Annotated in this window: 28 protein-coding genes; 12 read left to right on the top strand and 16 right to left on the bottom strand. The window is 72.4% G+C overall.

The window, feature by feature from the left end; genetic code table 11:
• Window positions 1–99: 99 nt before the first annotated feature.
• Both M8C13_RS29695 and M8C13_RS29700 read right to left on the bottom strand, forming a co-directional pair.
• Window positions 100–696, bottom strand: a complete 597-nt coding sequence (locus M8C13_RS29695; RefSeq protein ID WP_252484034.1) for a TetR/AcrR family transcriptional regulator — start codon at window positions 694–696, stop codon at window positions 100–102.
• Window positions 697–749: 53 nt separating this feature from the next.
• Window positions 750–1,109, bottom strand: a complete 360-nt coding sequence (locus M8C13_RS29700; RefSeq protein WP_252484035.1) for an SPW repeat protein — start codon at window positions 1,107–1,109, stop codon at window positions 750–752.
• Between the two features lie 215 nt (window positions 1,110–1,324).
• On the opposite strand from M8C13_RS29700, the gene ccrA reads away from it, so the two are divergent.
• Complete coding sequence (gene ccrA, locus M8C13_RS29705; protein ID WP_252484036.1) at window positions 1,325–2,656, top strand: crotonyl-CoA carboxylase/reductase; 1,332 nt, start codon at window positions 1,325–1,327, stop codon at window positions 2,654–2,656.
• Window positions 2,657–2,744: 88 nt separating this feature from the next.
• Window positions 2,745–5,072: a M protein gene (locus M8C13_RS45580; RefSeq protein ID WP_308202875.1), complete on the top strand. Its 2,328-nt coding sequence runs from the start codon at window positions 2,745–2,747 to the stop codon at window positions 5,070–5,072.
• A gap of 25 nt (window positions 5,073–5,097) precedes the next feature.
• Here M8C13_RS45580 and M8C13_RS29715 read toward each other — a convergent pair whose 3' ends face one another.
• A complete protein-coding gene (locus M8C13_RS29715) occupies window positions 5,098–5,469 on the bottom strand; it encodes a DUF4440 domain-containing protein (RefSeq protein ID WP_252484037.1) in 372 nt (123 codons plus the stop codon).
• Between the two features lie 24 nt (window positions 5,470–5,493).
• Between M8C13_RS29715 and M8C13_RS29720 the strand changes: the two genes are divergently transcribed.
• On the top strand, window positions 5,494–5,898 hold the full coding sequence (locus M8C13_RS29720) for a helix-turn-helix domain-containing protein (protein WP_252484038.1): 405 nt from the start codon (window positions 5,494–5,496) through the stop codon (window positions 5,896–5,898).
• Here the strand turns inward: M8C13_RS29720 and M8C13_RS29725 are convergent.
• The gene (locus M8C13_RS29725; protein ID WP_252484039.1) at window positions 5,858–6,622 is read right to left on the bottom strand and encodes an alpha/beta fold hydrolase; all 765 of its coding nucleotides are present in this window, start codon (window positions 6,620–6,622) and stop codon (window positions 5,858–5,860) included. The two genes, M8C13_RS29720 and M8C13_RS29725, sit on opposite strands and share 41 nt — an antisense overlap.
• Window positions 6,623–6,642: 20 nt before the next feature.
• On the opposite strand from M8C13_RS29725, the gene M8C13_RS29730 reads away from it, so the two are divergent.
• Window positions 6,643–8,073 (top strand): GNAT family N-acetyltransferase, encoded by a 1,431-nt coding sequence (locus M8C13_RS29730; protein WP_252484040.1) that lies wholly within the window; start codon window positions 6,643–6,645, stop codon window positions 8,071–8,073.
• A 10-nt stretch (window positions 8,074–8,083) separates the two neighbouring features.
• Complete coding sequence (locus M8C13_RS29735) at window positions 8,084–8,650, top strand: GNAT family N-acetyltransferase (RefSeq protein WP_252484041.1); 567 nt, start codon at window positions 8,084–8,086, stop codon at window positions 8,648–8,650.
• Here M8C13_RS29735 and M8C13_RS29740 read toward each other — a convergent pair.
• From M8C13_RS29740 to M8C13_RS29750, 3 genes are read right to left on the bottom strand one after another with little or no spacing between them, the layout of a single operon-like run.
• Complete coding sequence (locus tag M8C13_RS29740) at window positions 8,581–9,300, bottom strand: alpha/beta hydrolase (protein WP_252484042.1); 720 nt, start codon at window positions 9,298–9,300, stop codon at window positions 8,581–8,583. The two genes, M8C13_RS29735 and M8C13_RS29740, sit on opposite strands and share 70 nt — an antisense overlap.
• Complete coding sequence (locus tag M8C13_RS29745) at window positions 9,297–9,599, bottom strand: hypothetical protein (RefSeq protein WP_374213197.1); 303 nt, start codon at window positions 9,597–9,599, stop codon at window positions 9,297–9,299. The genes M8C13_RS29740 and M8C13_RS29745 overlap by 4 nt, the downstream gene beginning before the upstream one ends.
• Before the next feature lie 39 nt (window positions 9,600–9,638).
• Window positions 9,639–10,187, bottom strand: coding sequence for a DUF4262 domain-containing protein (locus M8C13_RS29750; protein WP_252484043.1), 549 nt, complete (start codon window positions 10,185–10,187; stop codon window positions 9,639–9,641).
• A gap of 37 nt (window positions 10,188–10,224) precedes the next feature.
• Here M8C13_RS29750 and M8C13_RS29755 point away from each other — a divergent pair, with 37 nt between their 5' ends.
• From M8C13_RS29755 to M8C13_RS44755, 5 genes are all read left to right on the top strand, one after another.
• Entirely contained in the window at window positions 10,225–10,437 is a 213-nt protein-coding gene (locus M8C13_RS29755) for a zinc ribbon domain-containing protein (protein WP_252484044.1), read from the top strand.
• 44 nt (window positions 10,438–10,481) lie between these two features.
• The gene (locus tag M8C13_RS29760; RefSeq protein ID WP_252484045.1) at window positions 10,482–11,387 is read left to right on the top strand and encodes an LLM class flavin-dependent oxidoreductase; all 906 of its coding nucleotides are present in this window, start codon (window positions 10,482–10,484) and stop codon (window positions 11,385–11,387) included.
• 101 nt (window positions 11,388–11,488) lie between these two features.
• A complete protein-coding gene (locus M8C13_RS29765) occupies window positions 11,489–11,731 on the top strand; it encodes a hypothetical protein (RefSeq protein ID WP_252484046.1) in 243 nt (80 codons plus the stop codon).
• A gap of 222 nt (window positions 11,732–11,953) precedes the next feature.
• Complete coding sequence (locus tag M8C13_RS29770; protein WP_252484047.1) at window positions 11,954–13,234, top strand: glycoside hydrolase family 28 protein; 1,281 nt, start codon at window positions 11,954–11,956, stop codon at window positions 13,232–13,234.
• Window positions 13,235–13,315: 81 nt separating this feature from the next.
• Window positions 13,316–13,450 carry a hypothetical protein gene (locus M8C13_RS44755; RefSeq protein ID WP_256509930.1) on the top strand — a complete coding sequence of 45 codons (135 nt, stop codon included), beginning with the start codon at window positions 13,316–13,318 and terminating at the stop codon, window positions 13,448–13,450.
• On the opposite strand, the gene M8C13_RS29775 is transcribed toward M8C13_RS44755, so the two are convergent.
• The 6 genes from M8C13_RS29775 to dhaK all read right to left on the bottom strand — a co-directional run bounded on the left by M8C13_RS29775 (window position 13,447) and on the right by dhaK (window position 19,688).
• Window positions 13,447–14,448 (bottom strand): DUF6183 family protein, encoded by a 1,002-nt coding sequence (locus M8C13_RS29775; RefSeq protein ID WP_252484048.1) that lies wholly within the window; start codon window positions 14,446–14,448, stop codon window positions 13,447–13,449. The genes M8C13_RS44755 and M8C13_RS29775 overlap by 4 nt on opposite strands.
• A 24-nt stretch (window positions 14,449–14,472) precedes the next feature.
• Window positions 14,473–16,245, bottom strand: a complete 1,773-nt coding sequence (locus M8C13_RS29780; RefSeq protein WP_252484049.1) for a 3-hydroxyacyl-CoA dehydrogenase family protein — start codon at window positions 16,243–16,245, stop codon at window positions 14,473–14,475.
• Between the two features lie 118 nt (window positions 16,246–16,363).
• Window positions 16,364–17,281 (bottom strand): DUF3558 domain-containing protein, encoded by a 918-nt coding sequence (locus M8C13_RS29785; protein ID WP_252484050.1) that lies wholly within the window; start codon window positions 17,279–17,281, stop codon window positions 16,364–16,366.
• A 30-nt stretch (window positions 17,282–17,311) separates the two neighbouring features.
• Window positions 17,312–18,052, bottom strand: a complete 741-nt coding sequence (gene dhaM, locus M8C13_RS29790; protein ID WP_252484051.1) for a dihydroxyacetone kinase phosphoryl donor subunit DhaM — start codon at window positions 18,050–18,052, stop codon at window positions 17,312–17,314.
• Window positions 18,049–18,687, bottom strand: coding sequence for a dihydroxyacetone kinase subunit DhaL (dhaL, locus tag M8C13_RS29795; protein WP_252484052.1), 639 nt, complete (start codon window positions 18,685–18,687; stop codon window positions 18,049–18,051). The genes dhaM and dhaL overlap by 4 nt, the downstream gene beginning before the upstream one ends.
• Window positions 18,687–19,688 (bottom strand): dihydroxyacetone kinase subunit DhaK, encoded by a 1,002-nt coding sequence (gene dhaK, locus M8C13_RS29800; RefSeq protein ID WP_252484053.1) that lies wholly within the window; start codon window positions 19,686–19,688, stop codon window positions 18,687–18,689. The genes dhaL and dhaK overlap by 1 nt, the downstream gene beginning before the upstream one ends.
• Before the next feature lie 142 nt (window positions 19,689–19,830).
• On the opposite strand from dhaK, the gene M8C13_RS29805 reads away from it, so the two are divergent.
• The gene (locus M8C13_RS29805) at window positions 19,831–20,841 is read left to right on the top strand and encodes an iron-siderophore ABC transporter substrate-binding protein (protein WP_252484054.1); all 1,011 of its coding nucleotides are present in this window, start codon (window positions 19,831–19,833) and stop codon (window positions 20,839–20,841) included.
• 51 nt (window positions 20,842–20,892) lie between these two features.
• On the opposite strand, the gene M8C13_RS29810 is transcribed toward M8C13_RS29805, so the two are convergent.
• Window positions 20,893–22,377, bottom strand: coding sequence for an aldehyde dehydrogenase family protein (locus M8C13_RS29810; RefSeq protein ID WP_252484055.1), 1,485 nt, complete (start codon window positions 22,375–22,377; stop codon window positions 20,893–20,895).
• A gap of 124 nt (window positions 22,378–22,501) precedes the next feature.
• Window positions 22,502–23,497: a hypothetical protein gene (locus tag M8C13_RS29815; RefSeq protein WP_252484056.1), complete on the bottom strand. Its 996-nt coding sequence runs from the start codon at window positions 23,495–23,497 to the stop codon at window positions 22,502–22,504.
• A gap of 979 nt (window positions 23,498–24,476) precedes the next feature.
• On the opposite strand from M8C13_RS29815, the gene M8C13_RS29820 reads away from it, so the two are divergent.
• Entirely contained in the window at window positions 24,477–24,617 is a 141-nt protein-coding gene (locus tag M8C13_RS29820) for a hypothetical protein (protein ID WP_252484057.1), read from the top strand.
• A gap of 8 nt (window positions 24,618–24,625) precedes the next feature.
• Here M8C13_RS29820 and M8C13_RS29825 read toward each other — a convergent pair whose 3' ends face one another.
• Window positions 24,626–24,922, bottom strand: coding sequence for a hypothetical protein (locus M8C13_RS29825; RefSeq protein ID WP_252484058.1), 297 nt, complete (start codon window positions 24,920–24,922; stop codon window positions 24,626–24,628).
• Between the last annotated feature and the right edge of the window lie 5 nt (window positions 24,923–24,927).

Raw genomic sequence — 24,927 nt, forward strand, 5'->3', positions numbered from 1 at the left:
TTCGTGTCCGTATTCACCTGATCGGATGACGGAAGGACACGACTCCATTGATAGCCGTACGCAAAGTGACGAGCCAGGCGGTTTTGGGGTTGTTAAGTCCTACTTGACAAGTGGATCAAAGGTGTTGATCGCGCGGGCGATCAGCTCGACCTCCGCGGCCAGCCGGTCCGCCTGGGCGGCGGGCCAGTCCGGGTGGTGCCGGGCCACCGCGTGCCGGTAGCCCACGGCCAGCGCGACCAGGGTGGCCGCCGCCTCCGCCGCCGCCGCGGGGCAGTCCGGCCGGGCCGCGGTGATCACCGCCCTGGCGTGCCCCTCGGTGCGCCCGAACCGGGCGTGCAGGGCATCGCGCACCGCGGGGTGGGTGTCGGCCTCCCGCCACAGCAGGTGGCTCAGCAGGGTGGAGTCGTCGTGGTGGGCGTCCAGCTCGGCCACCAGCGCGCGCAGGCTGGCGGCCACATCTCCCGGCGTGACAACGGTTTCCAGGTCAACCGGATGCTCGGGCAGGCGCTCGACCAGCGCGGCCAGCAGGTCCGGTTTGCGGCGGAAGTAGTAGTGCACCAGCGCCTTGGGCACGCCGGCCGCCTCAGCGATCTTGGACGTGGGCGTGGCGTCGAAGCCGGACTCGGCGAACAGGGTCTCCGCGGCGGCCAGGATCCGGTCTTTGGCGGACAGCGCTCTTCCCTTTCGTTGTGGCACAAGGCAAGGGCCGCCTCGCCGCTGGAGCGAGACGGCCCCCTGCCCGGTCGAGGTCAGTGCGAACCGGCGAACCCGTGCGCGGTGTTCGCCGCGGGCAGCGCGGCCGCGCCCGCCAGGATCGCCAGCACGCCGACGATCCACGAGGTCCAGGCCGCGCCCATCATGTCGGCGCTGTAGCCCATCACCCACGGCGCCAGGAACAGCAGCGCGCCGAGGCCGATGTGCACGTACTCGCTGGCCACCGATCCGGGCTGGGCGAGCGACCACAGCGCCGAGATCCCCAGCAGCGCGCCCAGCAGGACCATCGTCCACATCGAGCGTTCCGAGGTCTCCACCCACATCGGGCTGAGCAGCACGACCACGCCCATCACCACGACGGCCCAGTCCTGCCAGCGGCTCCACGGCTTCTCCATCACGACCACCTCCATTGACGGCCGAAAAGGGTTTCCCTAAGCCCCAGAGTCCTCCTTGATTGGCCGCCCGGTCAAGAATCCCGCGCGTTCCCCGGGTCACGATCGGACGAACCTGTCCGTGCAGTGGCTCACAACTGGGTCTCTGGATCGTTTACTGGTGAGTAACCTCCCCCGAACTGCGCCGATGGCACACAAAACACCCACGGAGGTCCCCCGTGCAGAAGATCCTCGACGCGATCCTGGCTGGCGAGTACGAGGCGCTCGCCGGACTCCCGGTGCCGGAGTCGTACCGGGGCGTGACCGTGCGTGCCGACGAGGTCGACATGTTCGAGGGCGTGCCGCACAAGGAGAAGGACCCGCGCCGCTCGCTGCACCTGGACGAGGTGGCCACCCCCGAGCTCGGCCCCGGTGAGGCGCTGGTCGCGGTGATGGCCAGCGCGATCAACTACAACACCGTGTGGACCTCGATCTTCGAGCCGGTGTCCACCTTCGGCTTCCTCAAGCGCTACGGCCGCACCTCGCCGCTGGCCTCCCGGCACGACCTGCCCTACCACGTGGTCGGCTCCGACCTGGCCGGCGTGGTGCTGCGCACCGGGGCCGGGGTGAACAACTGGAAGCCCGGCGACGAGGTGGTCGCGCACTGTCTGAGCGTCGAGCTGGAGAGCCCGGACGGCCACGGCGACACCATGATGGACCCGGAGCAGCGGATCTGGGGCTTCGAGACCAACTTCGGCGGCCTGGCCGAGCTGGCCCTGGTCAAGACCAACCAGCTGATGCCCAAGCCACGGCACCTGAGCTGGGAGGAGGCGGCCAGTCCCGGACTGGTCAACTCCACCGCCTACCGCCAGCTGGTCTCCCGCAACGGCGCCGGCATGAAGCAGGGCGACACGGTGCTGATCTGGGGCGCCTCCGGCGGTCTCGGCTCCTACGCCACCCAGTTCGCGCTCAACGGCGGCGCCATCCCGGTGTGCGTGGTCTCCAGCCCGGAGAAGGCGGAGATCTGCCGCAAGATGGGCGCGGAGCTGATCATCGACCGGTCGGCCGAGGGCTACAAGTTCTGGAAGGACGAGCACGAGCAGGACCCCAGGGAGTGGAAGCGCTTCGGCGCCAAGATCCGCGAGCTGACCGGTGGCGACGACCCGGACATCGTGTTCGAGCACCCCGGCAAGGAGACCTTCGGCGCCAGCGTCTACGTGGCCCGCAAGGGCGGCACCATCGTCACCTGCGCGTCCACCAGCGGGTTCATGCACAGCTACGACAACCGCTACCTGTGGATGAACCTCAAGCGGATCATCGGCTCGCACTTCGCCAACTACCGGGAGGCCTGGGAGGCCAACCGGTTGATCGCCAAGGGCAAGATCCACCCGACACTGTCCAATGTGTACTCGCTGGCAGAGACGGGTCAGGCGGCCTGGGACGTGCACCAGAACGCACACCAGGGAAAGGTTGGTGTGTTGTGTCTCGCACCGGAGCCGGGCCTGGGTGTGCACGACGCCGAATTCCGTGCGGCACATGAGGATGCGATCAACCGATTCCGGGGCGTGTGACGGAAGTTTCGCGTTTTCCCACGGATGGCCTACTGCGTAGCGGGTGGCACGGCGACCACCCGCCACGCGGTGCGGGTAGCGTGAGGCCATGGGTCTTGGCAACGGTGAGCTTGTGCCACTCGGTTCCGGCTTCGACACGGTGCGCCGCGGATACGACCGCGGACAGGTGGAGGAACACCTGGAGCGGCTGGACGCCGATCTCCGCATCCTGGCTGCTGATCGGGACGCCGCGGTCTCCCAGGCCGCGGACTTGGCGCGGCAGCTCGAGGCCAAGCGCATGGAGGTCGAGGACCTCAAGGGCTCGGTCGACCGGCTGTCCAAGCCGCCGACCACCCTGGAGGGCCTGAGCGAGCGCCTCCAGCGGATGCTCAAGCTGGCCCAGGACGAGGCGCACGAGACCCGCGCCCGCGCCGAGGAGGAGGCGGCCAGGACCCAGGCCGACGCCGAGAAGGCCGCCGCCGGGCTCCGCCGCAGGTACGAGCAGCTGATCGCCGAGCTGGACGCGCGCCGGGTGCAGATGGAGGCCGAGCACCAGAAGGTGCTGGCCGACGCGCGCGCCGAGGCCGAGCGGATGGTCGCCGAGGCCGAGGCCAAGATCGCCAAGCTGGACGCCGACTCGCTCGCGGTGCGCACCAAGGTGGAGGAGGACTTCGAGATCGCGATGTCCTCCCGCCGCACCGAGTCGATGCGCGGGCTGGCCGAGCAGGAGGCCAAGAGCAAGGCCGAGGCCGAGCGCCGGGTGCGGGAGGCCACCGAGGAGGCCACCAAGCGGCTCACCGAGGCGACCGCGGAGGCCAACCGCCGGTTGTTCGAGGCGACCGAGGAAGCCACCAAGCGCCGCAACGACGCGATCAACGAGTCGACCACCATGGTCCGCGAGGCCACCGCCGAGGCGGAGAAGCGCAGGGCGGACGCGCTGGAGCAGTCCACCACGATGGTCCGCGAGGCCACCGAGGAAGCCGCCAAGCGCAGGGCCGATGCCAAGGCCGAGGCCGAGCGGATGGTCCGCGAGGCCACCGACGAGGCGAACAAGCGGGTCGCCGAGGCCACGGCCGAGGCCGAGAAGCGCCGCGCCGACGCCCTCGAGCAGTCCACCACCATGGTCCGCGAAGCCACCGAGGAGGCAGCCAAGCGGCGCGCCGAGGCCAAGGCCGAGGCGGAGAAGCTGGTCAAGGACGCCACCGACGAGGCGGAGAAGCGCCGCGCCGACGCGCTGGAGCAGTCCACCACGATGGTCCGCGAGGCCACCGAGGAAGCCGCCAAGCGCAGGGCGGACGCCCTTGAGGAGTCCACCACCATGGTCCGCGAGGCCACGGAGAAGGCCGAGCGCCTGCTCCGCGAGGCCACCGAGGAGGCCGAGGAGCGCCTGACCACGGCGACCAGGGAGTCGACCAGGCGGGTCGAGTACGCGACCAAGCGGGTCGAGCTGCTGCGCGCGCTGCGCGGCCGGGTGACCGGGCAGCTGACCACGATGCAGGCCGAGCTGAAGGCCATGCACTCGGAGATGGAGGCCATCCACGGCCTGTTCGTGGACGCCACCCCGCTGCTGGCCGAGGGCGACGACGAGAACCTGATCCTGGACCAGCCGGTGCTCCCCGAGCCGGAGCCCAAGCCGAAGGCCGAGGCCAAGCCCGAGCCGAAGGCGGAGACGCCCGCCGAGGACCAGCCGGAGACCCCGAAGCCGCAGGCCCAGCCCACCGCCACCCCGGCGAACCAGGCCGCCCCGGGCAACGCCGCACCGGGCAGCCAGCCAGCGGCCCCGGCGAACCAGCCCGCGCCCGGCAACCAGCCGACCACCGCGGTCAGGCAGCCGGTCGCGCAGGGCGGCCAGCCCGCCCAGGGCAACCAGCCCGCCCAGGGCAACCAGCCCGCCGTCCAGGGCAAGCAGCCCGTCGCGCAGGGCAACCAGCCCGCCGGTCCGCAGGGCCAGCCACCGGTCTCCCCCGCCGGAGTCGCGCCGGGCGCTCGCCCGCAGCACGCACCGGCCCAGGGTCAGCGCCAGCCCGCGCCGCAGAACGCGAGCCAGGGCCGCCCGGCCCAGAACGGTCCGGCGCAGCACAATCCGGCCCAGAACGGTCCGGCCCAGAACAATCCGGCGCAGGGCGGCCAGCCCGGCTCGCCGCAGGCTCCCGCCGACCCGGCCCGCACCACCGCGATCCAGCCGCCCAAGGGCAACCCGGCCAAGCGGACCCCGAACGTCCAGGCGCAGAACCCCGCCTCCCAGCCGCAGCAGCCGCCCGCCCGGCGGGGCCCGCAGGCGCCGCATCCGCAGCGGCAGCCCGCGGGACAGCGGCCGAACCTCGATCCGCCGACCACCGCGCTGAAGAAGCCCCCGGCCCAGCCCCAGTCCGATCTGGACGGTCCGACCAAGCAGCTGCGCAAGCCCTCCGGCCCGCAGAACCCGCCCCGCCGCTGACTAGAGGTCAGGCACAGCGCAGAGGTCAGGCGCAGCCGTGCGGGTTGTCGATCACGTATCGCCACCACCCGTCCGGCCCGCGCCGCGCCACATCGGTGGCCGTGCCGCTGATGCCGGCCCCGCGGATCTCCCAGTCGACGATCAGCAGTGCCAGGTCGTCGACGACGTAGGTGTGCCGGGGCCGGACCTCGATGGGATGGCCGAGGGCTTGCAGCCGGGCGTTGGCGGCCAGGCGGTCCTGGCCGGTGACCGGGTTGCCGGGCTGGGGAGCGAGCAGGCCGCCGGGCTCGTAGACCTGTTCCACGGCGGCCGGGTCGCCGGTGTTGAAGGCGGCGGCGAAGACGTGCGGGTGCTGGCCGGGATCGGTGGTCAGCCGCACACTGGTGTTGTGGTCCATGCCGACACCCAAGAGCCCCGCGACGTGGGTCACCAAACGGAAACCCCCGGCTGGGACGCCGAACTGGTCCCGGACGAGCGGGGCCGCACCGACCGGCCGGAGCCGGACTGCCCGGTCGAGGTGGCCCTGGCCGCGATCGCCGGGCGGTGGACGACGCTGGTGCTGCGCGAGCTGATGCACGGTCCGCGCGGCTTCTCCGAGCTGCGGGCCGCGCTGCCCACGCTCAGCGCCAAGATCCTCACCGAGCGGCTGCACGAGCTGACCGCCCGCGGCCTGGCGCACCGCGAGCAGGTCAACGCCTTCCCGCCCCGGGTCAGCTACCGGCTCACCGAGGCGGGGCTGGCGCTGCGGCCGCTGCTGATCTCCCTCTACGACACCGGGGCCGCGCTCATCCGCTCGCGCGCAGGAACTCCAGCACCGCCGCGCTGAACTCCTCGGGCACCTCCAGCGGCGGCAGGTGGCCGCTGCCGGGCAGTTGCACCAGGCGGGAGGAGGGCACCAGTCCGGCCATGGCCGCGGCCAGCGCGGGCGGGATCAGCGCGTCCTCCCGGCCGGTGATGACCAGGGTCGGCACGGTCACCGCGGCCAGGGTGGCGGTGGAGTCCGGCCGGGCCGCCATCGCCCGCTGCGCCCAGCTGATCCCCTCGGCGGACTGGGCCGCGACCAGCTCGCGCACCGCGGCGACCACCTTGGGTCGTTCGGCGTGCGTGTACTGGCCGAGCAGGCCCTCGACCACGGTGCCCGGCAGCCAGTCCACGCCCTCGGCCTCGATCCGGGCGACCATGGCCAGCCGGTTGGCCCGCTGTTCCGGGGTGTCCGCGACCGCCTTGGTGTCGGCCAGCACCAGCCCGGACACCCGCTCCGGCGCCAGCCGCAGCAGCGCCATGGCCACGTAGCCGCCCATCGAGCAGCCACCCAGCACGACCCGGTCCAGACCCAGCTCGTCCAGCAGCGCGAGCACGTCCCTGGCGACCACGTCCAGGTCCGGCGGTTCCGCGCCGAGCGGGGTGCGGCCGAGGCCGCGCTGGTCCGGGGTGATCACCCTGGCGTGTTCGGCCAAGGTCCGGCGCACCGGGTCCCACATGCGCGAGTCCAGCGGAAACGCGTGCAGCAGCACCAGCGGGCGGCCAAATCCAGTGTCGTTGACGGGCACGGGTTCCTATCCTGCCCGCTGTGACCACGCCACGCCTGATCGTGCTGACCGGGATCTCCGCCGCCGGGAAGACCACCGTGGGCAGACTGCTGGCCGAGTCCTTCCCGCGCGGCGCGTTCGTCGAGGGCGACCAGGTGCGCGAGATGGTGCGCACCGGGCGGGTGGACATGAGCCCCGACCCCGGTCCGGACGCGCTGGACCAGCTGCGGCTGCGCTACCGGCAGGCCGCGGCGCTGGCCGACTCCTTCGTCGCCACCGGGTTCACCGCGGTGGTCGAGGACGTGATCATCGGGGCGGAGCTGCGCACCTTCCTGGCCGCGGTGCGCTCCCCGCTGGTGCACCTGGTGGTGCTCGCGCCGGAGACCACCGCGGTCGGCGCGCGGGAGACCGGGCGGGACAAGACCGGCTACGGCGGCGAGTGGACCGTGGACGTGCTGGACCGGATCTTCCGCGAGCAGACGCCCCGGCTCGGGCTGTGGCTGGACTCCTCCGGCCAGACCCCGGCGGAGACGGTGCGGGAGATCCTGGACCGGCTGCCGGAGAGCCTGCTCAGCGACCCGCCGGAGCTGCTGCGCACCGAACGGCTGCTGCTGCGCCGGGTCACGGACGCGGACCTGCCCTCGGTGCTGGAGATCCAGTGCGACCCGGCCACCAACGAGCACAACGCCACCCCGCCCAGCGTCGCCGAGGCCACCGCGCACCTGGAACGCTGGCAGCGGGACTGGACCGAGCACGGCATCGGCTACTGGGCGATCGTCCTGTCGGAGACCGGCGAGACCATCGGCTTCGGCGGCATCGTCCAGCGCCGGGTCGGCGACACCGACGGCTTCAACCTGTACTACCGGTTCCGGCCGAGCGCCTGGGGCAAGGGCTACGCGCCGGAGATGGCTCGCGCCGCGATCGACTGGGCCGCCGGGGCGAGGCCGGAGCGCCCGGTCTTCGTGGCCACCAGGCCGGAGAACACCGCGGCCAAGCGGGTCGCGCTGAAGCTGGGCATGGTCAGGGTCGGCCTGAACCGCGACCACCAGGGCGAATCCCCGATGGCCCAGTACCGCAGGCCGCTGCCCGCGCCCGAGGAGCTGCACACCGAACGGCTCTGGCTGCGCCGGCTCAGGGCGAACGACCTGGGCGACTGCGCGGAGATCGGCGGTGCGGAGGCGACCGGGACGCACGCGCAGGCGATGGCGGACTGGGCCGAGCGCGGCCTTGGGTACTGGGCGATCTGCTCGCCGGAGACCGGTGAGCTGCTCGGCTACGGTGGCCTGCGGCACACCACGATCGACGGCGCGCCCGCGCTGGACCTGGCCTACCGGTTCCGGGACCCGGCGCGCGGCCAGGGCTTGGCGGCCGAGCTGTCCCGGGCGGCGCACAACTGGGCCGAGCGCGCGCACCCGGAGCTCGCGGTGGTGCCCCGGCCCGCGGCGGACGATCTTGTCGGTGGGTCGGTCTAACGTGCCGGACATGACCGAAGCGCCTGATCAGCTGCGCACCGAGCGCCTGCTGCTACGCCGGCTGCGCGAGGAGGACTTCGCGGAGTTCGCCGCGGTGCAAGGGGATCCGGCGACCAACCGGTTCAACCGCAAGCCGCAGACCCCGGAGCGGGTGGCCGAGCTGCACCGGATGTTCCTGGAGGACTGGGCGCGCGAGGGCATCGGCTACTGGGCGGTGTGCCTGGCCGAGACCGGCGAGCTGCTCGGCTACGGCGGGGTGCGCAAGACCGAGATCGACGACCGCCCGTCGCTCAACCTGGCCTACCGGTTCCGGCCCTCGGCCTGGGGCAAGGGCTACGCGCCGGAGATGGCCAGGGCCGCGGTGGACTTGGCGGCGCGGGCCTACCCGGAGCTGCCGGTCAGCGTGGTCACCCACTTCGACAACCTGCCCTCGATCCGGGTCGCGGAAAAGCTCGGCTTCGTGCTCGCCGGGACCACCGAGTACGGCGGCCAGGGCCCCTCGGCGCTCTACCGCGATCCGGCCCACTGCCGGGGCAGCGGGGTTGGGATCTCCGGCGCGACCACGCCGACCAGCTGATCCAGCACCACGTCCGCCTGCCCGACCAGCAGGTGCTTCGCCCCGGGCAGCTCCACCACCCTGGCCTGGGCCAGCGGCGCGAACCGGACCCGTGCCTCGGCCGGTCGCAGGTGGTCGTCCAGCTCCGGCACCAGGCAGGTCACCGGCAGCCCGGACGCCGTCCACCGGGCCAGCGCCGCCGGGGTGCTCCAGCGCAGCGGCGGCGCGACCAGCACCGCGCCCCGCACCGCCGGGTGCACGCCGTGCAGCAGGGCGAGGTCGGTGCCGAAGGACCAGCCGAACAGCCACACCTCGGGCAGGCCGCGGGCCTGGGTGAAGGCCAGCGCGGCGGCCAGGTCGTGCCCTTCGCCCACGGCCGCCTCGAACTCGCCCTCACTGCGCCCGGCCGCGCTGGCGGTGCCCCTGGTGTTGAACCGGAGCACCGCGAACCCGGCCAGCGCGGGCAGTCGCCAGGCGGCCTTGCGCAGCAGGTGGGAGTCCATCATGCCGCCGTGCGTGGGCAGCGGGTGCAGGCAGACCAGGGTGGCCCTCGGCGGCCGGTCCACCGGCAGCGCCAGCTCGCCGACCAGGGTCAGGCCGTCCTCGGTGCGCAGCGACACGGGTTCGCGCACGGCGGGCAGCACGGTGTTCGGGCCGATCGGCGTGCTCACGACCACCGCCGGGTCGGGCCGCGCCGGGACCGCGCGCCCCAGCAGCCGCTGTGCCAGTGCCGCCGGTCCGAGGCCGAGCCCAGCTCGTCCGCAGGCCAGGCCACCACGTGCGGCACGCCCGGCCGGATCTCGTGGTCGCAGCCGGGGCAGCGGTAGTACTTGGTGGTCTGGGAACCGGGCACCGAGCGGACGATCCAGTCGCCGTCCGGGCCGGACTCGGTGCGGTTGTCCCCCAGGCCGCCGCCCAGCGGCCGGTGGCCGCCACGATCGGCGCCCTGGGATCGGTTACGGCGGGGCACGAGGAAAAACGGTAACCCGGGCGGATCAGCGGAGCGCGGTCAGACCTCGGTGGCGATCCGCGGCCACAGCCCGCCGGGGTGCTCGGCCAGCGGCAGCCACAGGCTGGGCTGGCGCTGACGGCAGGTGTCGCCGGCTTCCGGGTGCCATGGCCAGTGGCCGTGCCGGTCCGGCCAGACCACCTGGAGGAACGGCGGGGTCCGGTGCCGGTAGAAGCCGACCGCGATGCCGAAGAGTCCGTCGTGCCAGCTGTCATCGGCCGCGCGCAGCCGCACCGGGTGGCCCTCCAGCACGTCGGTCAGCTCCGCGCCGTCGGTCAACCTGCCACCGCCGGGCACCCGGTCGGCCAGCTCGTTCACCCCGGTCAGCATGTCCTCGCCGTGGAGCCCGAACATGGCCAGTTCCGGCTGCCGGAAGGAGTGCCAGAGGCCGTAGCTGAACGCCCAGCCGGGCTCCCGCGCGCCGTCCAGGATGCCCACCACGCCCCAGCCGTGCCTGCGCACGGTGCCGATCTCGCGCTCCCACTCCGCGCCGCCGCGGGCATCCGGCGGCTCGCAGATCAGGCAGGCGCACTCCGTTGTGGTCGGCACAGCCGAACGGTAACCCCGGATGCCGCACAATGGCGGCATGCCGCGTTATGAGTTCCGCTGCCGCGAGTGCGCGGGCACCTTCGAGCTGTCCCGCCCGATGAGCGCGTCCAGTGACCCGGCCACCTGCCCGGACGGCCACACCGACACGGTGAAACTGCTGACCACGCTCGGGATGACCGGTCGCGGTGGCGCCGCGCCCGCGCCCGCCGGTGGCGGCGGGGGTTGCTGCGGTGGCGGCTGCTGCAGCTGATCCGCCCTTGACCTCCAGTTAGCTGGAGCAGCCAGCCTGGCGGCATGTCGTCCGCGAAGAAGCTCACCCTCGGCGTGATCCTGCCGCCGATCCCCGCCACCGACCCGGCGCTGACCGTGCCCGCCGCCGCCCGCTTCGCCGAGGAGCTCGGCCTGGACGGGGTGTGGCAGGGCGACCACCTGGCCCCCGGCAGGCCCAGCCTGGACCTCGGCGTCGGCCTGGCCGCGGCCGCCGCGGCGACCACCAGGGTGCGCATCGGGGCCAGCGTGTTCGTGCCCGCGATCCGCCCGCTGGCCTGGGCGGCGAAGCTGGCCGCCAGTCTGCAGGAGGTCTCCGGCGGCAGGCTGGTGCTGGGCATCGGCTCCGGCGGCGGCGAGGCACAGTGGGCCGCGGCCGGCATCCCCTACGCCGAACGCGGCCCGCGCACCGACCGCGCGCTGACCCTGCTGCCCAGGCTGCTCTCCGGCGAGGCGGTGCCGCTGCCCGACGAGCCGGGCACGCCCGAGCTGGACCTCGCCGTGCGGGTGCCGGTGCCGCCGTTCTGGGTCGGCAACGACTCCCCGCCCGCGCTGCGCCGGGCCGCCCGGCTGGGCCAGGGCTGGTTCCCCTCGCTGGTGTCCCCGGACCGGGTGCGCGCGGGCCGGGCGCGGCTGGCCGAGCTGGCCGGGGACCGCCCGCTGCCCACCATCGCGGTCGGCGCGGTCTCCGCCCTCGGCGACGAACCGGGCCTGGCCGACCGCCACGGCATCGCCGAGCAGATCAGCCACGCCTACCAGCGGCCCGTGGCGGAGGTGCTGTCGGTGCCGCTGACCGGCACTCCGGCCCAGGCCGCCGAGCAGCTGGCCGCCTACCGGGAGGCCGGGGCCGAGCACATCGTCTGCGGTTTCGCCGGTGGCGCCTGGCGGCGGCAGGCCGAGCTGCTGGCCGAGGCGGGCAGGCTGCTGGACTGACCTGACCGGGTGGCGCCACGCACCCGAACCGGCGACCGGGGCTGTCCCGCGCCGCCGCGACCGGCTAACCAGGGAGACAACCCGGCCAGTCGGAGGAACCCATGCGCAAGCCAGTGGCAACGGTCATCATCGCGGCGGCCCTGGGCGCGGCCCTGGCCAGTCCGGCGGCCGCCGAGCCCGCCGACGCCGAGGAGTGCGTGGCCTACGCGGTGTCCGAGGCGGACGCGGGTTTCCTGCTCGCGGACCTGGCCTGCTCCGCGGTCACGCTGATGGAGTGCTACCAGCTCTTCCGCGCCGAGTACGGGCCGCAGCTGTGGGCACTGACGGCCTGCGCGATGCGCTAGGGCCGGTCCGCGCGGCCGGGCTGCTCCGGCTGGTCCCGGACGGCCCGGCGCCTCCGGCTCGCCCCCACGCCCTGGCTCCTCCGGCTGGCCCTTGCGTTCCCCCGGCCCGACTCCTAGCGTTGCAAACGCTTACATTCTGTCCCAACTGAAAACCGCCGCCTCTTCGCAGCAGTCCCCGCTCCGCCACGCGGGCCCGTGGAACCGCATCGAGGAGACCCGCTCATGAACCGAACCTGGCGCTCCCGCCTGCTCGTCCTGGGCATCGCGGCCGCCACCACGCCGGCCGTGGCCACCCCAGTCCTGGCCGCCCCCGGCGCCACCTTCAACATCCGCGACTACGGCGCCAAGGGCGACGGCAAGGCCATCGACTCGCCCGCCATCGACAAGGCGATCAGCGCGGCCAGCGCCGCGGGCGGTGGTGTGGTCGAGGTGCCCGCCGGGACCTACCTGTCCCGGACCATCCACCTCAAGAGCGACATCACCATCAACCTGGCCGCCGGGTCGAAGATCATCGCGGCCGGCAGCGGCATGGACAAGCCGGAGCCCAACGAGTTCGACGACTACCAGGACTTCGGGCACAGCCACTTCCGCAACGCCCTGATCTGGGGCGAGCACGTGTCCAACGTGCACTTCACCGGCGCCGGCGCGATCGACGGCGACAACAAGCTGGAGACCAGCAACACCCCGGCCGCCGGCGTCGCGGACAAGGCGATCTCACTGAAGTACTGCCAGAACGTCACCTTCACCGGCATCACCCTGCGCCAGGGCGGGCACTTCGCGGTGCTGGCCAACGGCTGCGACCGGATGCGCTTCAGCCGGGTCAAAATCCTCACCTCGGCGGACCGGGACGGAATCAACATCATCAACAGCTCGAACGTGGAGGTCGCCGACTCCCTGGTGGAGGCCAGCGACGACGCGGTGGTGTTCAAGAGCGACTACGCGCTGGGCCGGACCTTCGTCAGCCGGCACAACGTGGTGCGCGACTCCACCATCAAGTCCACCGAGAACAACGCGCTCCAGTTCGGCTCGGAGACCTGCGGCGACTTCCGCGACCACCGGTTCAGCAACCTCAAGATCACCGGCGCGGGCAAGGCAGGGCTGGGCATCGTGTCCATGGACGGCTCGGTGATCGAGGACATCCACTTCAACAACATCACCCTGACTCGCACCGCCGCGCCGATCTTCCTGCACGTGGGCAAGCGCTCGCGCTGCCCCGGCAAGCCACCGGCGGGCAAGATCCGGAACATCACCTTCACCGGCATCTCCGGCACGAACCTGACCTCGCCGACCACCGTGCCCGGCGGCCCCGAGCACACCAGCACCATCACCGGCCGCACCGACTCGGCGATCGAGAACGTCAGCTTCACCAACGTCCGGCTGACCGTGCCCGGCAACCACCCCGCCTCGGACGCGAACCGGGTGCCGCCGGAGAACAGCACCGAGTACCCGCCGCGGATCTTCGGCGTGCGGCCCTCCTTCGGCTTCTGGCTCCGGCACGCCTAGGACATCCGGTTCACCGGCAGCACGGTCGAGTTCGACAAGAACGACGGGCGGCCCGCGTTCCTGGCCAACGACACCAGCGGCGTGGTGATCAACGGCGTCCGGGTGGAGCGCAGCACTGGGCCCTACGACGTGACCTTCCAGCAGAGCAGCGGCCAGTCGATCACCGGTAGCTCCACGACCACGGGCGCGGAACTGCGCACCCGCACTCAGAACTAGTCAGCGCCGGTCGCGGCCAGCACGGCCACCGCGCCGTCCGGCCGCACCGCGAGCAGGCCCAGCGAGCCCGGCTCGCGGTAGAACCACGGGCCGTCCACCGCGAACTGCCACCACCGGCAGCGCGCCTCGCCCGGCCGCGCGACATCGGCGAGCCGGGCGAGCGCCTGCCTGGTGTGCAGCCGGGCGTAGGCGCCGCTGCCCTCCTGAGCGGTGGTCGCGAACACCGCGGCGAAGGCCCCGGCCAGCTCCAGCTCGCGCACCCGCACGCGCTCCGCCCCGGCCAGGCACTCCAGCGGCAGGCTGGTCAGCAGGTCCGGCTGCCAGGGCGCGCTCAGCCGGAACAGTCCGCTCTCCACCCGGCCACCGGCCCCGGCCAGGCGATGGCTGGTGCCGGGGGCGACCTCGTCCAGCGCCCAGGGCAGCCGCTTGACCGTCGCGGTCGGCTCCGCGCCGCCCTGGTCCGGCCACAACGGCAGGGTCCGGTAGGGCTCGGTGACCGCGCGGACGTGCTCGAACTCGGCCAGCCGCAGCGGCAGCTCACCCAGCGGGTGGGTGCCGTGCAGCGCCTCGGCGAAGGCCACCGCCTCCGGCACCGCGGACAGGTCGCCGTGCCGCAGCACCGTCTCCTGCAGCAGACAGGCCAGCACCTCGTCCTTCGGCCCGGCGTCGGCGAAGAAGGCGTCCAGGTTCTCCAGCGGCTGCCCGGCGGCCAGCAGCGCGGCGGCCCTGCGCTTCTCCGGCACCGGGATCCGCTCGTCCCCGGCCAGTTGCAGGGCGGCCACCACGCTGAACGCGCCCGGCCGGGCGGCCAGCGCGGTGATCACGCGCCAGCGCACCGCCGCCGCGGCCGCGGAGTCCTCCTCCAACAGCGCTTCGCCGAGGTGCAGCAGCTCGTCGATGCGCCCGGCGTCCGCCCAGCCCTGGACCAGGATCAGCTCCTCGTCGCAGGACTCGGCGGTGCGCAGCCTGCTGACCATCTCCTCGATCGTGGCCTCCACGATCCCTGAGGCTACCGAGCCCGCTCAGGCGGTGTAGTCGCGGAATCCCTTGCCGGTCTTGCGGCCCAGCCGACCTGCGGTAACCAGGTGTTCCAGCAGCGGAGCCGGTGCGAACCCGGCCTCGCGGAACTCCAGGTACAGCTCGCGCTGGATGGCCAGGGCCACGTCCAGGCCGACCACGTCCAGCAGCGCGAACGGGCCCATCGGCAGGCCACAGCCGACCTTCATCGCGTTGTCGATGTCGTCGGCGGAGGCGTAGTGCGCCTCCAGCATCTTCACCGCGTCGTTGAGGTAGGGGAACAGCAGCGCGTTGACGATGAACCCGGCGCGGTCGCCGCAGGTCACCGGGTGCTTGCCGAGCTTGCGGCAGACCGCCTGCGCGGTGGCCACCACCTCGGGCGCGGTGGAGATGGTGTGCACCACCTCGACCAGCTTCATCACCGGCGCGGGGTTGAAGAAGTGCAGGCCGACCACGTCGGCGGGGCGGCTGGTGACCGCGGCCAGCTCGATCACCGGCAGCGAGGAGGTGGTGGTGGCCAGCACCGCGCCCGGCTTGCACACCTCGTCCAGGGTGGCGAAGACGGCCTTCTTCACCGAGAGCTCCTCGGCGACGGCCTCGACCACCAGGTCGGCGTCGGCCAGGTCGCCGAGGTCGGTGGTCACCTGCACCCGGCCCAGCGCGGCGTCCCGGTCCTCCTCGGACAGCTTGCCGCGCAGCACGGCCTTCTCCAGCGAGCGGCGCAGCGCGTCCAGCGCGGACTTGGCCTTGCCCTCGCTGCGGGCCCGCACGATCACGTCGTGCCCGGCCTTGGCGAAGACCTCCACGATGCCGGTGGCCATGGTCCCGGTGCCGACCACGCCAACCCGCTGCACCTCGCGGACCTGCTCGTGCTCGCCGCCCTCGGGGTTGACCGCGTCCACCACGGTGGGCGAGTCGGGCGCGTCGTAGGTGTAGAAGCCGCGTCCGGTCTTCCGGCCGAGCAGCCCCGCGGTGATCATCTGCTTGAGCAGCGGCGCGGGCGCGTGCAGCCGGTTGCGGGACTGGTGGTACATCGTGTCGAGGATCTCGTAGGCGGTGTCCAGCCCGATCAGGTCGAGCAGCGCCAGCGGGCCCATCGGGTAGCCGCAGCCCAGCTTCATGGCCGCGTCCAGGTCCTCGCGGGTGGCGTAGCGGCCCTCGAACATGCGCACGGCGTGGTTGAGGTAGCCGAACAGCAGCGCGTTGGCGATGAAGCCCGCGCGGTCGCCGATGACCACCGGCACCTTGCCCAGGCGCTCGGCCAGCGCGGTCACGTCGTCGACCACGTCCGGCTCGGTGACCACGGTGCGGACCACCTCGACCAGCTTGAGCACCGGGGCCGGGTTGAAGAAGTGCATCCCGACGACCTTGCCCGGCCGGGAGGTGTGCACGGACAGCTCGGTCACCGACAGCGAGGAGGTGTTGGAGGCCAGGATGGTCTCCGGCGGGCAGATCCGGTCCAGCTCGGCGAAGACCTGCGCCTTGAGCTCCATCCGCTCCGGCACCGCCTCGATCACCAGGTCCGCCTCGGCCAGCGCCTGCAGCGAGGTGGTGAACTCGATCTGCGCGAACAGCGCGTCCTTGCCCGCCTCGTCCAGCTTGCCCCTGCGCAGCGCCCGGTCGGTGGAGTGCTCCACGTGGCCACGGCCGCGGGCCAGCGCGTCCTCGGTCACCTCAACCGCGATCACCTTGAGCCCGGTGCGCGCGAACACCTCCGCGATACCAGCGCCCATGGTGCCCAGACCGACGACTCCCACGGTGGTGAAATCACGCGTCACGACTCTGCCTCCCACGACTTCGGGGGACCCGCTGACGGGTGCTACGGGCCAGTAACTTGTGGTGATAGTGCCACGCTGCGTGTTGTTTTCCCCGGTGAGGTTCGCCACGGGGGTAAGCCTAGAGAGCGGGCAGGCGCGACCAGACCTCGGTGGCCACCTCGCGGGCGAGGGGACAGTTCTCCTCCGCAGGCAGGGCGCTGTAGACCGCGACCCGCGCGTTCTCCAGGTAGTTCTGGCCGAACCGGATGTGCCTGGTGTCCACCCGGCAGGACGGCAGCAGGCCGCTGCCCGCGGGCTGGGCGCGGACCAGCGAGTCCCGCCCGCCGATCCGCTCCTCGGCCACGGGCGTGGCCGGGTCGGGGTCGACCACGCTGAAGGTGACCAGCAGTGAAGGCGAGTCGGGGCGGCGGCCGCCCCACTGGCAGACGTGCCGGTTGCCGTCGCCGTTGGGCTGCGGGGTGTCGATGCCGGGGACCTTGGCGGCCAGTCCGGCAGGCACCAGCGGGCAGGGGTCCACGCCGGCCAGGGAGTTGGGCGGGTAGGCGCGGGTGCGGGTGCCACCGGCGCGCAGCACCGTGCGCACCGACTCGGCCGCGGCCTCGGCCACCTCGCAGAGCTGGGCGTCCGCGCCGCTGACGTCCACCGTGACGTAGCGCAGGTCGGGCAGCAGCACCACCGAGCCGCAGGAGTCGGCCACCGCCTTGGCCCGGCCCACCCGCACCCCGTCCCGCTCGACCAGCTCGAAGCCGAGCTGGTCGGCCCCGTTCGCCGAGGCCAGGCGGCCGCCGGAGGCCAGCGTCACGGTCAGCTCGTCGACCCCGTTGCGCAGTGCGAAGCGGCAGTCGTCGAAGTTGAGCTCAGGTCCGGGCACCTGGGTGCCGAAGCGGCTGAGCGCGTCCGGCGCGACCAGGCTGCACGGGTCAAGGCGAGGCCAGTCCGGCGCGGGGGCGGCCGCGCCAGGACCGGCCTCCGGCGTGCCGCAGCCGACCAGCACGGTCGCCAGGACCGCGCAGGTCAGAACGCCGCTGGCACCCATGATCCGCAGGGTAGGCGCGGATCAGCGGGCTCACTCGTCGAAACCGCGTTCCGCCAGCGCTGCCACCCGAGCGAGTGCCTCCTGGGCGTCCGGGCCGACCGCGCGCAGCGTGATCCGGTCGCCGCCGCGCGCGCCCAGGCCCATCAGCGCGAGCACGCTGGCCGCGCTGACCTCCTGGTCGCCGAAGCGCACCGAGGCCTCCACGTCCAGCTCGGCCACGGTCCTGGCCAGCAACGCGGCCGGCCGGGCGTGCAGGCCGACCTCGTTGCGCAGCTCGATCTCCAGCTCGACCAGCCCGCTGGAGCTGGGCTCGGCGTGGCCGTGGCCATGGCCGTGGTCGTGCCCGTTGGCGCTGAGGAACAGCTCGTCCACGGTCTCGCCGATGGCGAAGGCGGTCGCGGTCGCCGCGGCGTCGGCCACCTCGTCCAAAGTGGACCCGCCCTGCGCGGAGACCGCGGCGGCCACCGCGCCCTCGGCCAGCGGCGCGTCCACCACCACCGCGCGGCTGGGGTCGCCCAGCACCTCCACGGCCAGCTCGGCGATCATCTGCGCGCTGCCCAGGTCGTAGAGCAGCACCACGCCCTCGCCGTCGTCGGCGCGTTCCAGCGCGGCCGAGACGGTGTCCAGGTCGGTGCCCAGGCCGCCGTTCTCCGGCAGGCCGCCCGCGGCCAGGATGCGCACCTCCGGCGCCATCTGCTGGGCCAGCTCCACCACGCCCTCGGCCAGCTTCGCGCTGTGCGAGACGATCACCAGCCCCACCCGGCGGCTCATCGCGCGCCGCCAGCGTGCCGCGCCAGCGCGGTCAGCAGCAGGGAGGTCGAGCGCGCACCCGGGTCGATGTGCCCCGCGCTGCGCTCGCCAAGGTAGGAGGCGCGGCCCTTGCGGGCGACGAGGGGCTCGGTCGCCGCCGCGCCGTCCGCCGCCGCGACGGCGGCCGCGGACAGGGTCGCAGGCACATCGGCGCCCTCGGCCGCGGCGGACTCCGCGGCGAGCACCGCGGGGGTCAGCGCGTCCACCATCGTCTTGTCCCCCGGTTCGGCCTTGCCCCTGGCCACCACGCCGTCCAGCGCCGCCCGCAGCGCCGTGGCCACGGCGGTCGCGTCCAGCTCGGCGAGCCCGTCCACCGCCGCGCCCGCGCGCAGGAACGCGGTGCCGTACAACGGCCCCGCCGCCCCGCCCACCGTGGAGATCAGCGTCTTCGCCGCCGCCTTGAGCACCGATGCCGGCCCCGACCATCCTCCTCCGTCCATTGTGGACACCACGGCGGTGAAGCCCCTGCGCAGGTTCTCCCCGTGGTCGGCGTCACCGATCCGGCGGTCCAGCTCGACCAGCTCGTCCCGGTGCTCGATCACCACCGCGGCCGCCGCGGCCAGCGCGGCGACAAGATCCTCTGTCGAACAGCCCATCACATCCCCCACCGCAGAGCCGCGGTCCGCACCGGCGCGTCCCAAAGATCAACCAGTTCGTCATCGAGCTTGAGCAAGGTCAGGCTCATCCCCTGCATCTCCAGACTGGTCACATAGGACCCGACCAGTCGCCGTCGCACCGTGATCCCGCGCTCGGACAGCAGGTTCTCCGCGATCCCGTGCGCGAGGTAGAGCTCGATCTGCGGGGTGCCGCCCATGCCGTTGGTCAGCAGCAGCACCTCATCGCCCTCGGCGTAGGGCAGGTCCTCGACCACCGCGTCCACCAGCCTGCGCACCAGCGCGTCGGCGGGCTCCACCGGCAAGCGGGCCCGGCCCGGCTCGCCGTGGATGCCGATGCCCAGCTCCATCTCGTCCTCGGCCAGGGTGAAGCTGGGCTGCCCGGCGTGCGGCACGGTGCACGCGCTCAGCGCCATGCCCAGGGTGCGGGTGCGCTCGACCACCTTGCGCGCCAGGTGCTCGCACGCGTCCAGGTCGTCCCCGCGCTGCGCGGCCGCGCCGACGATCTTCTCCACCAGCACGGTGCCTGCCACGCCCCGGCGGCCCGCGGTGTAGAGCGAGTCCTTGACCGCCACGTCGTCGTCGACCACCACGGTGCGCACCTCGGTGCCCTCGACCGCGGCGAACTCGGCCGCGGTCTCGAAGTTGAGCACGTCCCCGGTGTAGTTCTTCACGATCAGCAGCACCCCGGCCCCGCCGTGCGCCGCCTCAATCGCGGCCTGCACGCCGTCCGGGGTGGGCGAGGTGAACACCGGGCCGGGCACCGCGGCGTCGAGCATGCCGGGCCCGACGAACCCGCCGTGCAGCGGCTCGTGTCCTGATCCCCCGCCGGATATCAGCGCGACCTTGCCCGCCACCGGCGCGTCGGCCCGGTGGATGACGGCCGGATCGGTGCGCACGGTGAGCAGGTCGGCATGGGCCAGTGCCATCCCGCGCAGCGCCTCGGACACCACGTCGGCCGGATCATTGATGATCTTCTTCACGCCGGTCTCCTCGCGGTTGGGGGACTGATCGTCTTTACTACACCGCCTTCGCCCCAGTGCCAAAGGGCACATCCGCGATGGGCCTGACGAGCGCTTTCCCGGAGTTATGGTGAGCCTAACCTCAGGAAAGTCAGGAGAACCGGTGACAAACAGGACCAGGCGGCTGGCGGCGGCGGCCATGGGCGGGCTGCTCGTCCTGCTCGCGGGCTGCGGCGGCGCGAAGCCGGCGGACGTGCCCGCGGTGGCCGCGGGCGGCGCGGACTTCGGCAAGGCGGGCGAGCAGTCCGCGCAGTTCGGCACCACCGCCGCGCCGGGGGTCTTCCCCAGGGTGGTCAAGCACGGCATGGGCGAGACCACGCTGACCAAGCGCCCGGAGCGGGTGCTCGTGCTGGACACCGGCGAGCTGGACAACGTGGTCGCCCTGGGCGTCAAGCCGGTCGGCGTCGCCTACACCGAGGGCAGCCCGGCCATGCCCGCCTACCTGGCTGATCGCGCCGGGACGCCGGAGAACGTGGGCACCGCCAACGCGCTGAAGCTGGAAGCGATCAAGAAGCTACAGCCGGACCTGATCCTGGGCTCCAAGCTCCGCGCCGAGGCCCAGTACAAGATCCTTTCTGACATCGCCCCCACCGTCTTCAGCCTCCGCCCGGGTTACCCCTGGAAGGAGAACTTCCGCCTCAACGCCGCCGCCCTGGACCGCACGGCCGACGCGGAGAAGATGATCAAGGACTACGAGGCGCACGCGCTGGCCGCGGGCAACCGGATCGAGGCCAAGCAGGGCAAGCGCCCCACGGTGTCCATGGTCCGGTTCATGCCCGGCCGGATCCGGCTGTACGCGAACAAGTCCCTGATCGGCACCGTGCTCACCGACGCCAAGCTGCCCCGCCCGCAGTCCCAGCAGGTCGACGACCTCGCGGTGGAGGTCAGCTCGGAGAACCTGGCCAAGGCCGACGGCGACGTGATCTTCATCGGCACCTACGGCGACCCGGCCAAGACCGCGCAGAAGGACGTGCTGGCCTCCCCGATCTGGCAGCAGCTCAGCGCGGTCAAAGCGGGCAAGTCCCACTCCGTCAACGACGAGACCTGGTACCTGGGCCTGGGCGTGCTCGCCGCGGACTCGGTCATCTCGGACCTGGAGCGCCTGCTCGGCTGACCCGCGAGGGGCGGCCCAGCGCCGCCCCTTGCCAGCCGCGTTCCTGCTGGCTCAGCGCCGGTGCACCAGTCGCAGGATGCGCAGCAGCCGCCGCACGGTCCGCGAGCCGCGCGCGAAGGACATCGGCTGCAACGGCGCCTTGAACTTCTGCCGCGTCACCGCCTGCGTCCTGGCGAACTCGCGCAGCCCGTCCGCACCGTGGATCCGCCCGAACCCGGAGTCCCCGATCCCGCCGAAGGGCAGCGCGGGCACCGCGGCGAAGGAGACCACCGAGTTGACCGAGACCATCCCGGCGCGCAGCCTGCGGGCCAGCTCCATGCCGCGCGAGCGGGAGAAGACCGTGCCGCCGAGCCCGTAGCGCACCGCGTTGGCCAGCCGGACCGCCTCGTCCACATCGGCCACCCGGTTGATGGTCAGGGTCGGCCCGAAGGTCTCCTCGGTGATGGCCAGCGAGTCCTCCGGCACGTCCAGCAGCACCACCGGTTCGACGTAGGGCGCGCGCACCGACTCCTTGCCGCCGACCACCGCCATCGCGCCCTTGCTCAGCGCGTCCTCGATGTGCGACTGGATGATCGGCACCTGGCCCGGCATGGTGATCGGCCCGAGGTCGGCGGTCGACTCGGCCCCCGGCTTGAGCCGCCCGGCGATCCTGGTGACCCGCTCGATGAACTCCTGGGCCACCGAGTCGACCACATACACCCGCTCCACGCCGACGCAGGTCTGCCCGGCGTTGGCCATCGCGCCCCACACCGCGGCCTGGGCCGCGGCCTCCAGGTCGGCGTCGGCGTCCACGATCAGCGCGTCCTTGCCGCCGCACTCCACCAGCACCGGGGTCAGCGTCTCCGCACAGGCGGCCATCACCCGCTTGCCGGTGGCGGTCGACCCGGTGAACGCGAGCTTGTCCACCCCGGCCTTGCACAACGCGGCCCCGGTCGCGCCGAACCCGGTGACCAGCGAGAACACCGGCCACTCCGGCACCACCTCGGCGAAGGTGTCCACCAGCCAGGCGCCGACCCCAGGGGTCAGCTCACTCGGCTTGAACACCACCGCGTTGCCGGCGGCCAGCGCGTAGGAGATGGAGCCCATCGGCGTGTGCGCCGGGTAGTTCCACGGCCCGATCACCCCGATGACACCCAGCGGCAGGTACTCCACCGTGGCCGCCTGGTTGGACATCAGCAGACCGGCGGAGACCTTGCGCCGCTTGAGCACCTTCTCCGCGTTCTTGGCCGCCCACTGCAGGTGGTCGACCACGAGCACCAGTTCCAGCCGGGCGTCATCCAGCGGCTTGCCGGTCTCCGCGCAGATCACGCCCGCCAGCTCGTCCAGCCGCTTGAGCAGCAGGTGCCGCCAGGCGTCCAGCCGCTTCTTCCGCTCGGCGAACCCCAGCTCACCCCACCACTGCTGAGCCTCCCGCGCCCGCTCCACCGCGGCGCGCACCTGCAACGCCGAGTGCACCGGGTACTCGCCGACCACCTCGGCGGTCCGAGGGTCCAGCGAGGTGAAGGACTCGGCCTGTTCGCGTACCGCCCCGGTCATCGGCGCCTCCGACAGCTCAACGTCGCACGGACCCTTGTTACCGCACAGTAGTCGTCCGTGTGGGCTGCTGTCAGCCCGCCCGCGGCGTGGCCCCGGGCATGAACCGCCCGGATGACCGGCGGGCTCAGGTCTTGGGGAACTTGGCCTTGAGCGCCTTGACCACGCCGATGGCCTTGCCGCAGGCGTCGTAGCCTGGCGTGTTGGGCACGTCGGTGACCTCGACCTCGACCACCTCGGCCTTGGTGCCCTCGGTCGTCCGGTAGGGCCAGCTGATCTCGCACCGGGGGTGGCTGGTGTTGGAGAACTTCTTGTAGACGGTCAGGCTGTCATCCACCTTCACCTCCTCCGGCTTGAGCGACTTGATCTCCTTGGGGTTGGTCGCCACCCCCAGCTCGATCTTGAGCGCGAGCCCGTCACTGCGCCGCCAGCTGCACTGGTGCAGCCGCCACGGGAAGACCGGCGGCACGTTGGTCAGCACCTCGGCCAGCGCGACCTGGTCCAGCACGGTGCAGGTGTCCACCTGGGCCAGCACCCCGGACTCGGGCGTCCGCTGCGGCGCGTTGCCCTTGATCCGGTTGATCACGGCCGCGCCCGCCTTGTTGCTCAGGTCGCAGCGGTTCTCCACCTCCGACCGCACCGAGACGCCGATCCCGAGTGAGTACGAGCCCTCCTGGACCAGGATCTTGTGGTCGCAGAAGCTCTGGTTCACGCTCTGGTCCGCTTTGAGCCCGCCCACCTCCTTGGTCAGCCGCTTGCTCTCCAACAGCATGTTGATCCCCAGCTCGACCTTCACCGAGGCGGTCTTGCCGTCCTTGCGCAAGGTCACCGAGCACTCGTCGTACCCGGTCTGCACCGGCGACCCGGCCTCACCCAGCTCCGCCAGCGGCTCCGCGTCGATCACCCCACACGGATCCACCTTGCGCAGCCGCTCCGGCGCGAACGCGGGATCCACCGGCCGCCCTTCAGGCACCCCGCCGTTGCTCCCGGACGGCTCGGCGGCCGGGATGGTCGACCGCGAGTGGTTCACCTTGGCCAGGTTGGCGTCGGTGCCACAGGAGGCCACTCCCGCCAGCAGGGCGAACGCGGCGAGCAGTGAGGGCAGAGGCTTCACGCGGAACACGAGGTGCACGGTAGCGAGCCCACGCCCACGCCGTGCGCCGAACCCGCCGATCCAGGCCGCCACATCCGCAGACCGCCGGGGTGAAGGCCCCAGGGACGGCCGAGGTGGAGGCCCCGAGACAACCGCGCGGAGGCCCCGAAGCTGCCACGGCCATCGCCAGCACCGCGCCACCATCGGAGACGCGACGCGCGGCGCTCGCCGGGCCGCGACGCCGCGGGACCAGGGTTGCCACGGGGGGCGGGACCAGTGCTGCCATGGTCGGGACTGGGCTGCCATGGTCGGGACTGGGCTGCCACGGTCGGGACTGGGCTGCCACGGCTCAAGACCGGGGCTGCCATGGTTCGGGACCAGGACCGCCACGGCTCAAGACCAGGGCAGCCACTGTTCGGGACCGAGGCTGCCACTGTTCGGGACCGAGGCTGCCACTGTTCGGGACCAAGGTTGCCGCAGGTCGGGACCAAGGCCGCCGCGAGTTGAGACCGAGGCCGTCACAAGTCGAGACCGAGGCCATCGCGAGTCGAGACCGGGCATCGTGGCCGGCACCGGGGCTGTCCCTGCCGACAGCCGGGGCCGTGCTCGACGACCGATCACCTCTTGGCCGCTCTCCTCACTATCTGAGTCGCATCTGGTCCTCCTCCGCTCGCTGGGCTGGTCGCCGGGGCACGGGAACGACGCTGCCAGACCAGCCGAGGCCGGGAAAGCCAACTCGGCACCACCTGTGGACAACTCGGCACTTGTGGATAACTCGCCGGGTTCGCCCTCGGACGGCGCGAGAGGGCCGCCGGGATGCGGTAGGCAGGTTCCATGCGACGACGAGCGAGGACGCGGTTTGGTTACCGCAAGTCAACAGAGGCGTTAAAGCGCCAGGTGAAAAGCCGTGTGCCGGATCACGGACAGCTTCGGGAACGATACAGAAGCCTGGAGCGATGTACTAGGTGAGCGGATCGGCCGCTCAGGCAATCAACCACGAAGGAGCAAGATGAGCGACCGCAACACCAGGAACGCCGGGACCCGCACTCGTCCGGTGCGCGCCAGGCTGGGCCGGGCGGTGCGGTGGGTGGACGCCTGGACGCTGGAGGCGTTCAACCCGGTCTACCCGCACCGCCGGACCAACCGTTGAGCTAGCGGCTAGTGTCCGCCGGCGCCAGTGGCGTCGTCGGCGGCTTCCGCCTCCGCCGGCATCCGCAGCGGGCGCGCGACGGTCCAGATGACGAAGAACGCGGTGACCGCGAGCATCGAGACACCGGTCCACAGGTTGATGTTGATCCCGCCGGTCTTGAACAGGTCTGCCTCAGTGGTGTCGAACAGGCCCACGAAGGTGAGGACCACCCCGTAGATCCCGAACAACAGCGCGATGATCAGGCGCAGGTCGAACAGGCTCGCCATCCCACTGGACGGCTTCGCCCCGGTCGCTTGTTCAGCCATGGTCC

Origin of the sequence: Crossiella sp. SN42 (assembly GCF_023897065.1) — a bacterium.
Classification (GTDB): Bacteria; Actinomycetota; Actinomycetes; order Mycobacteriales; family Pseudonocardiaceae; genus Crossiella.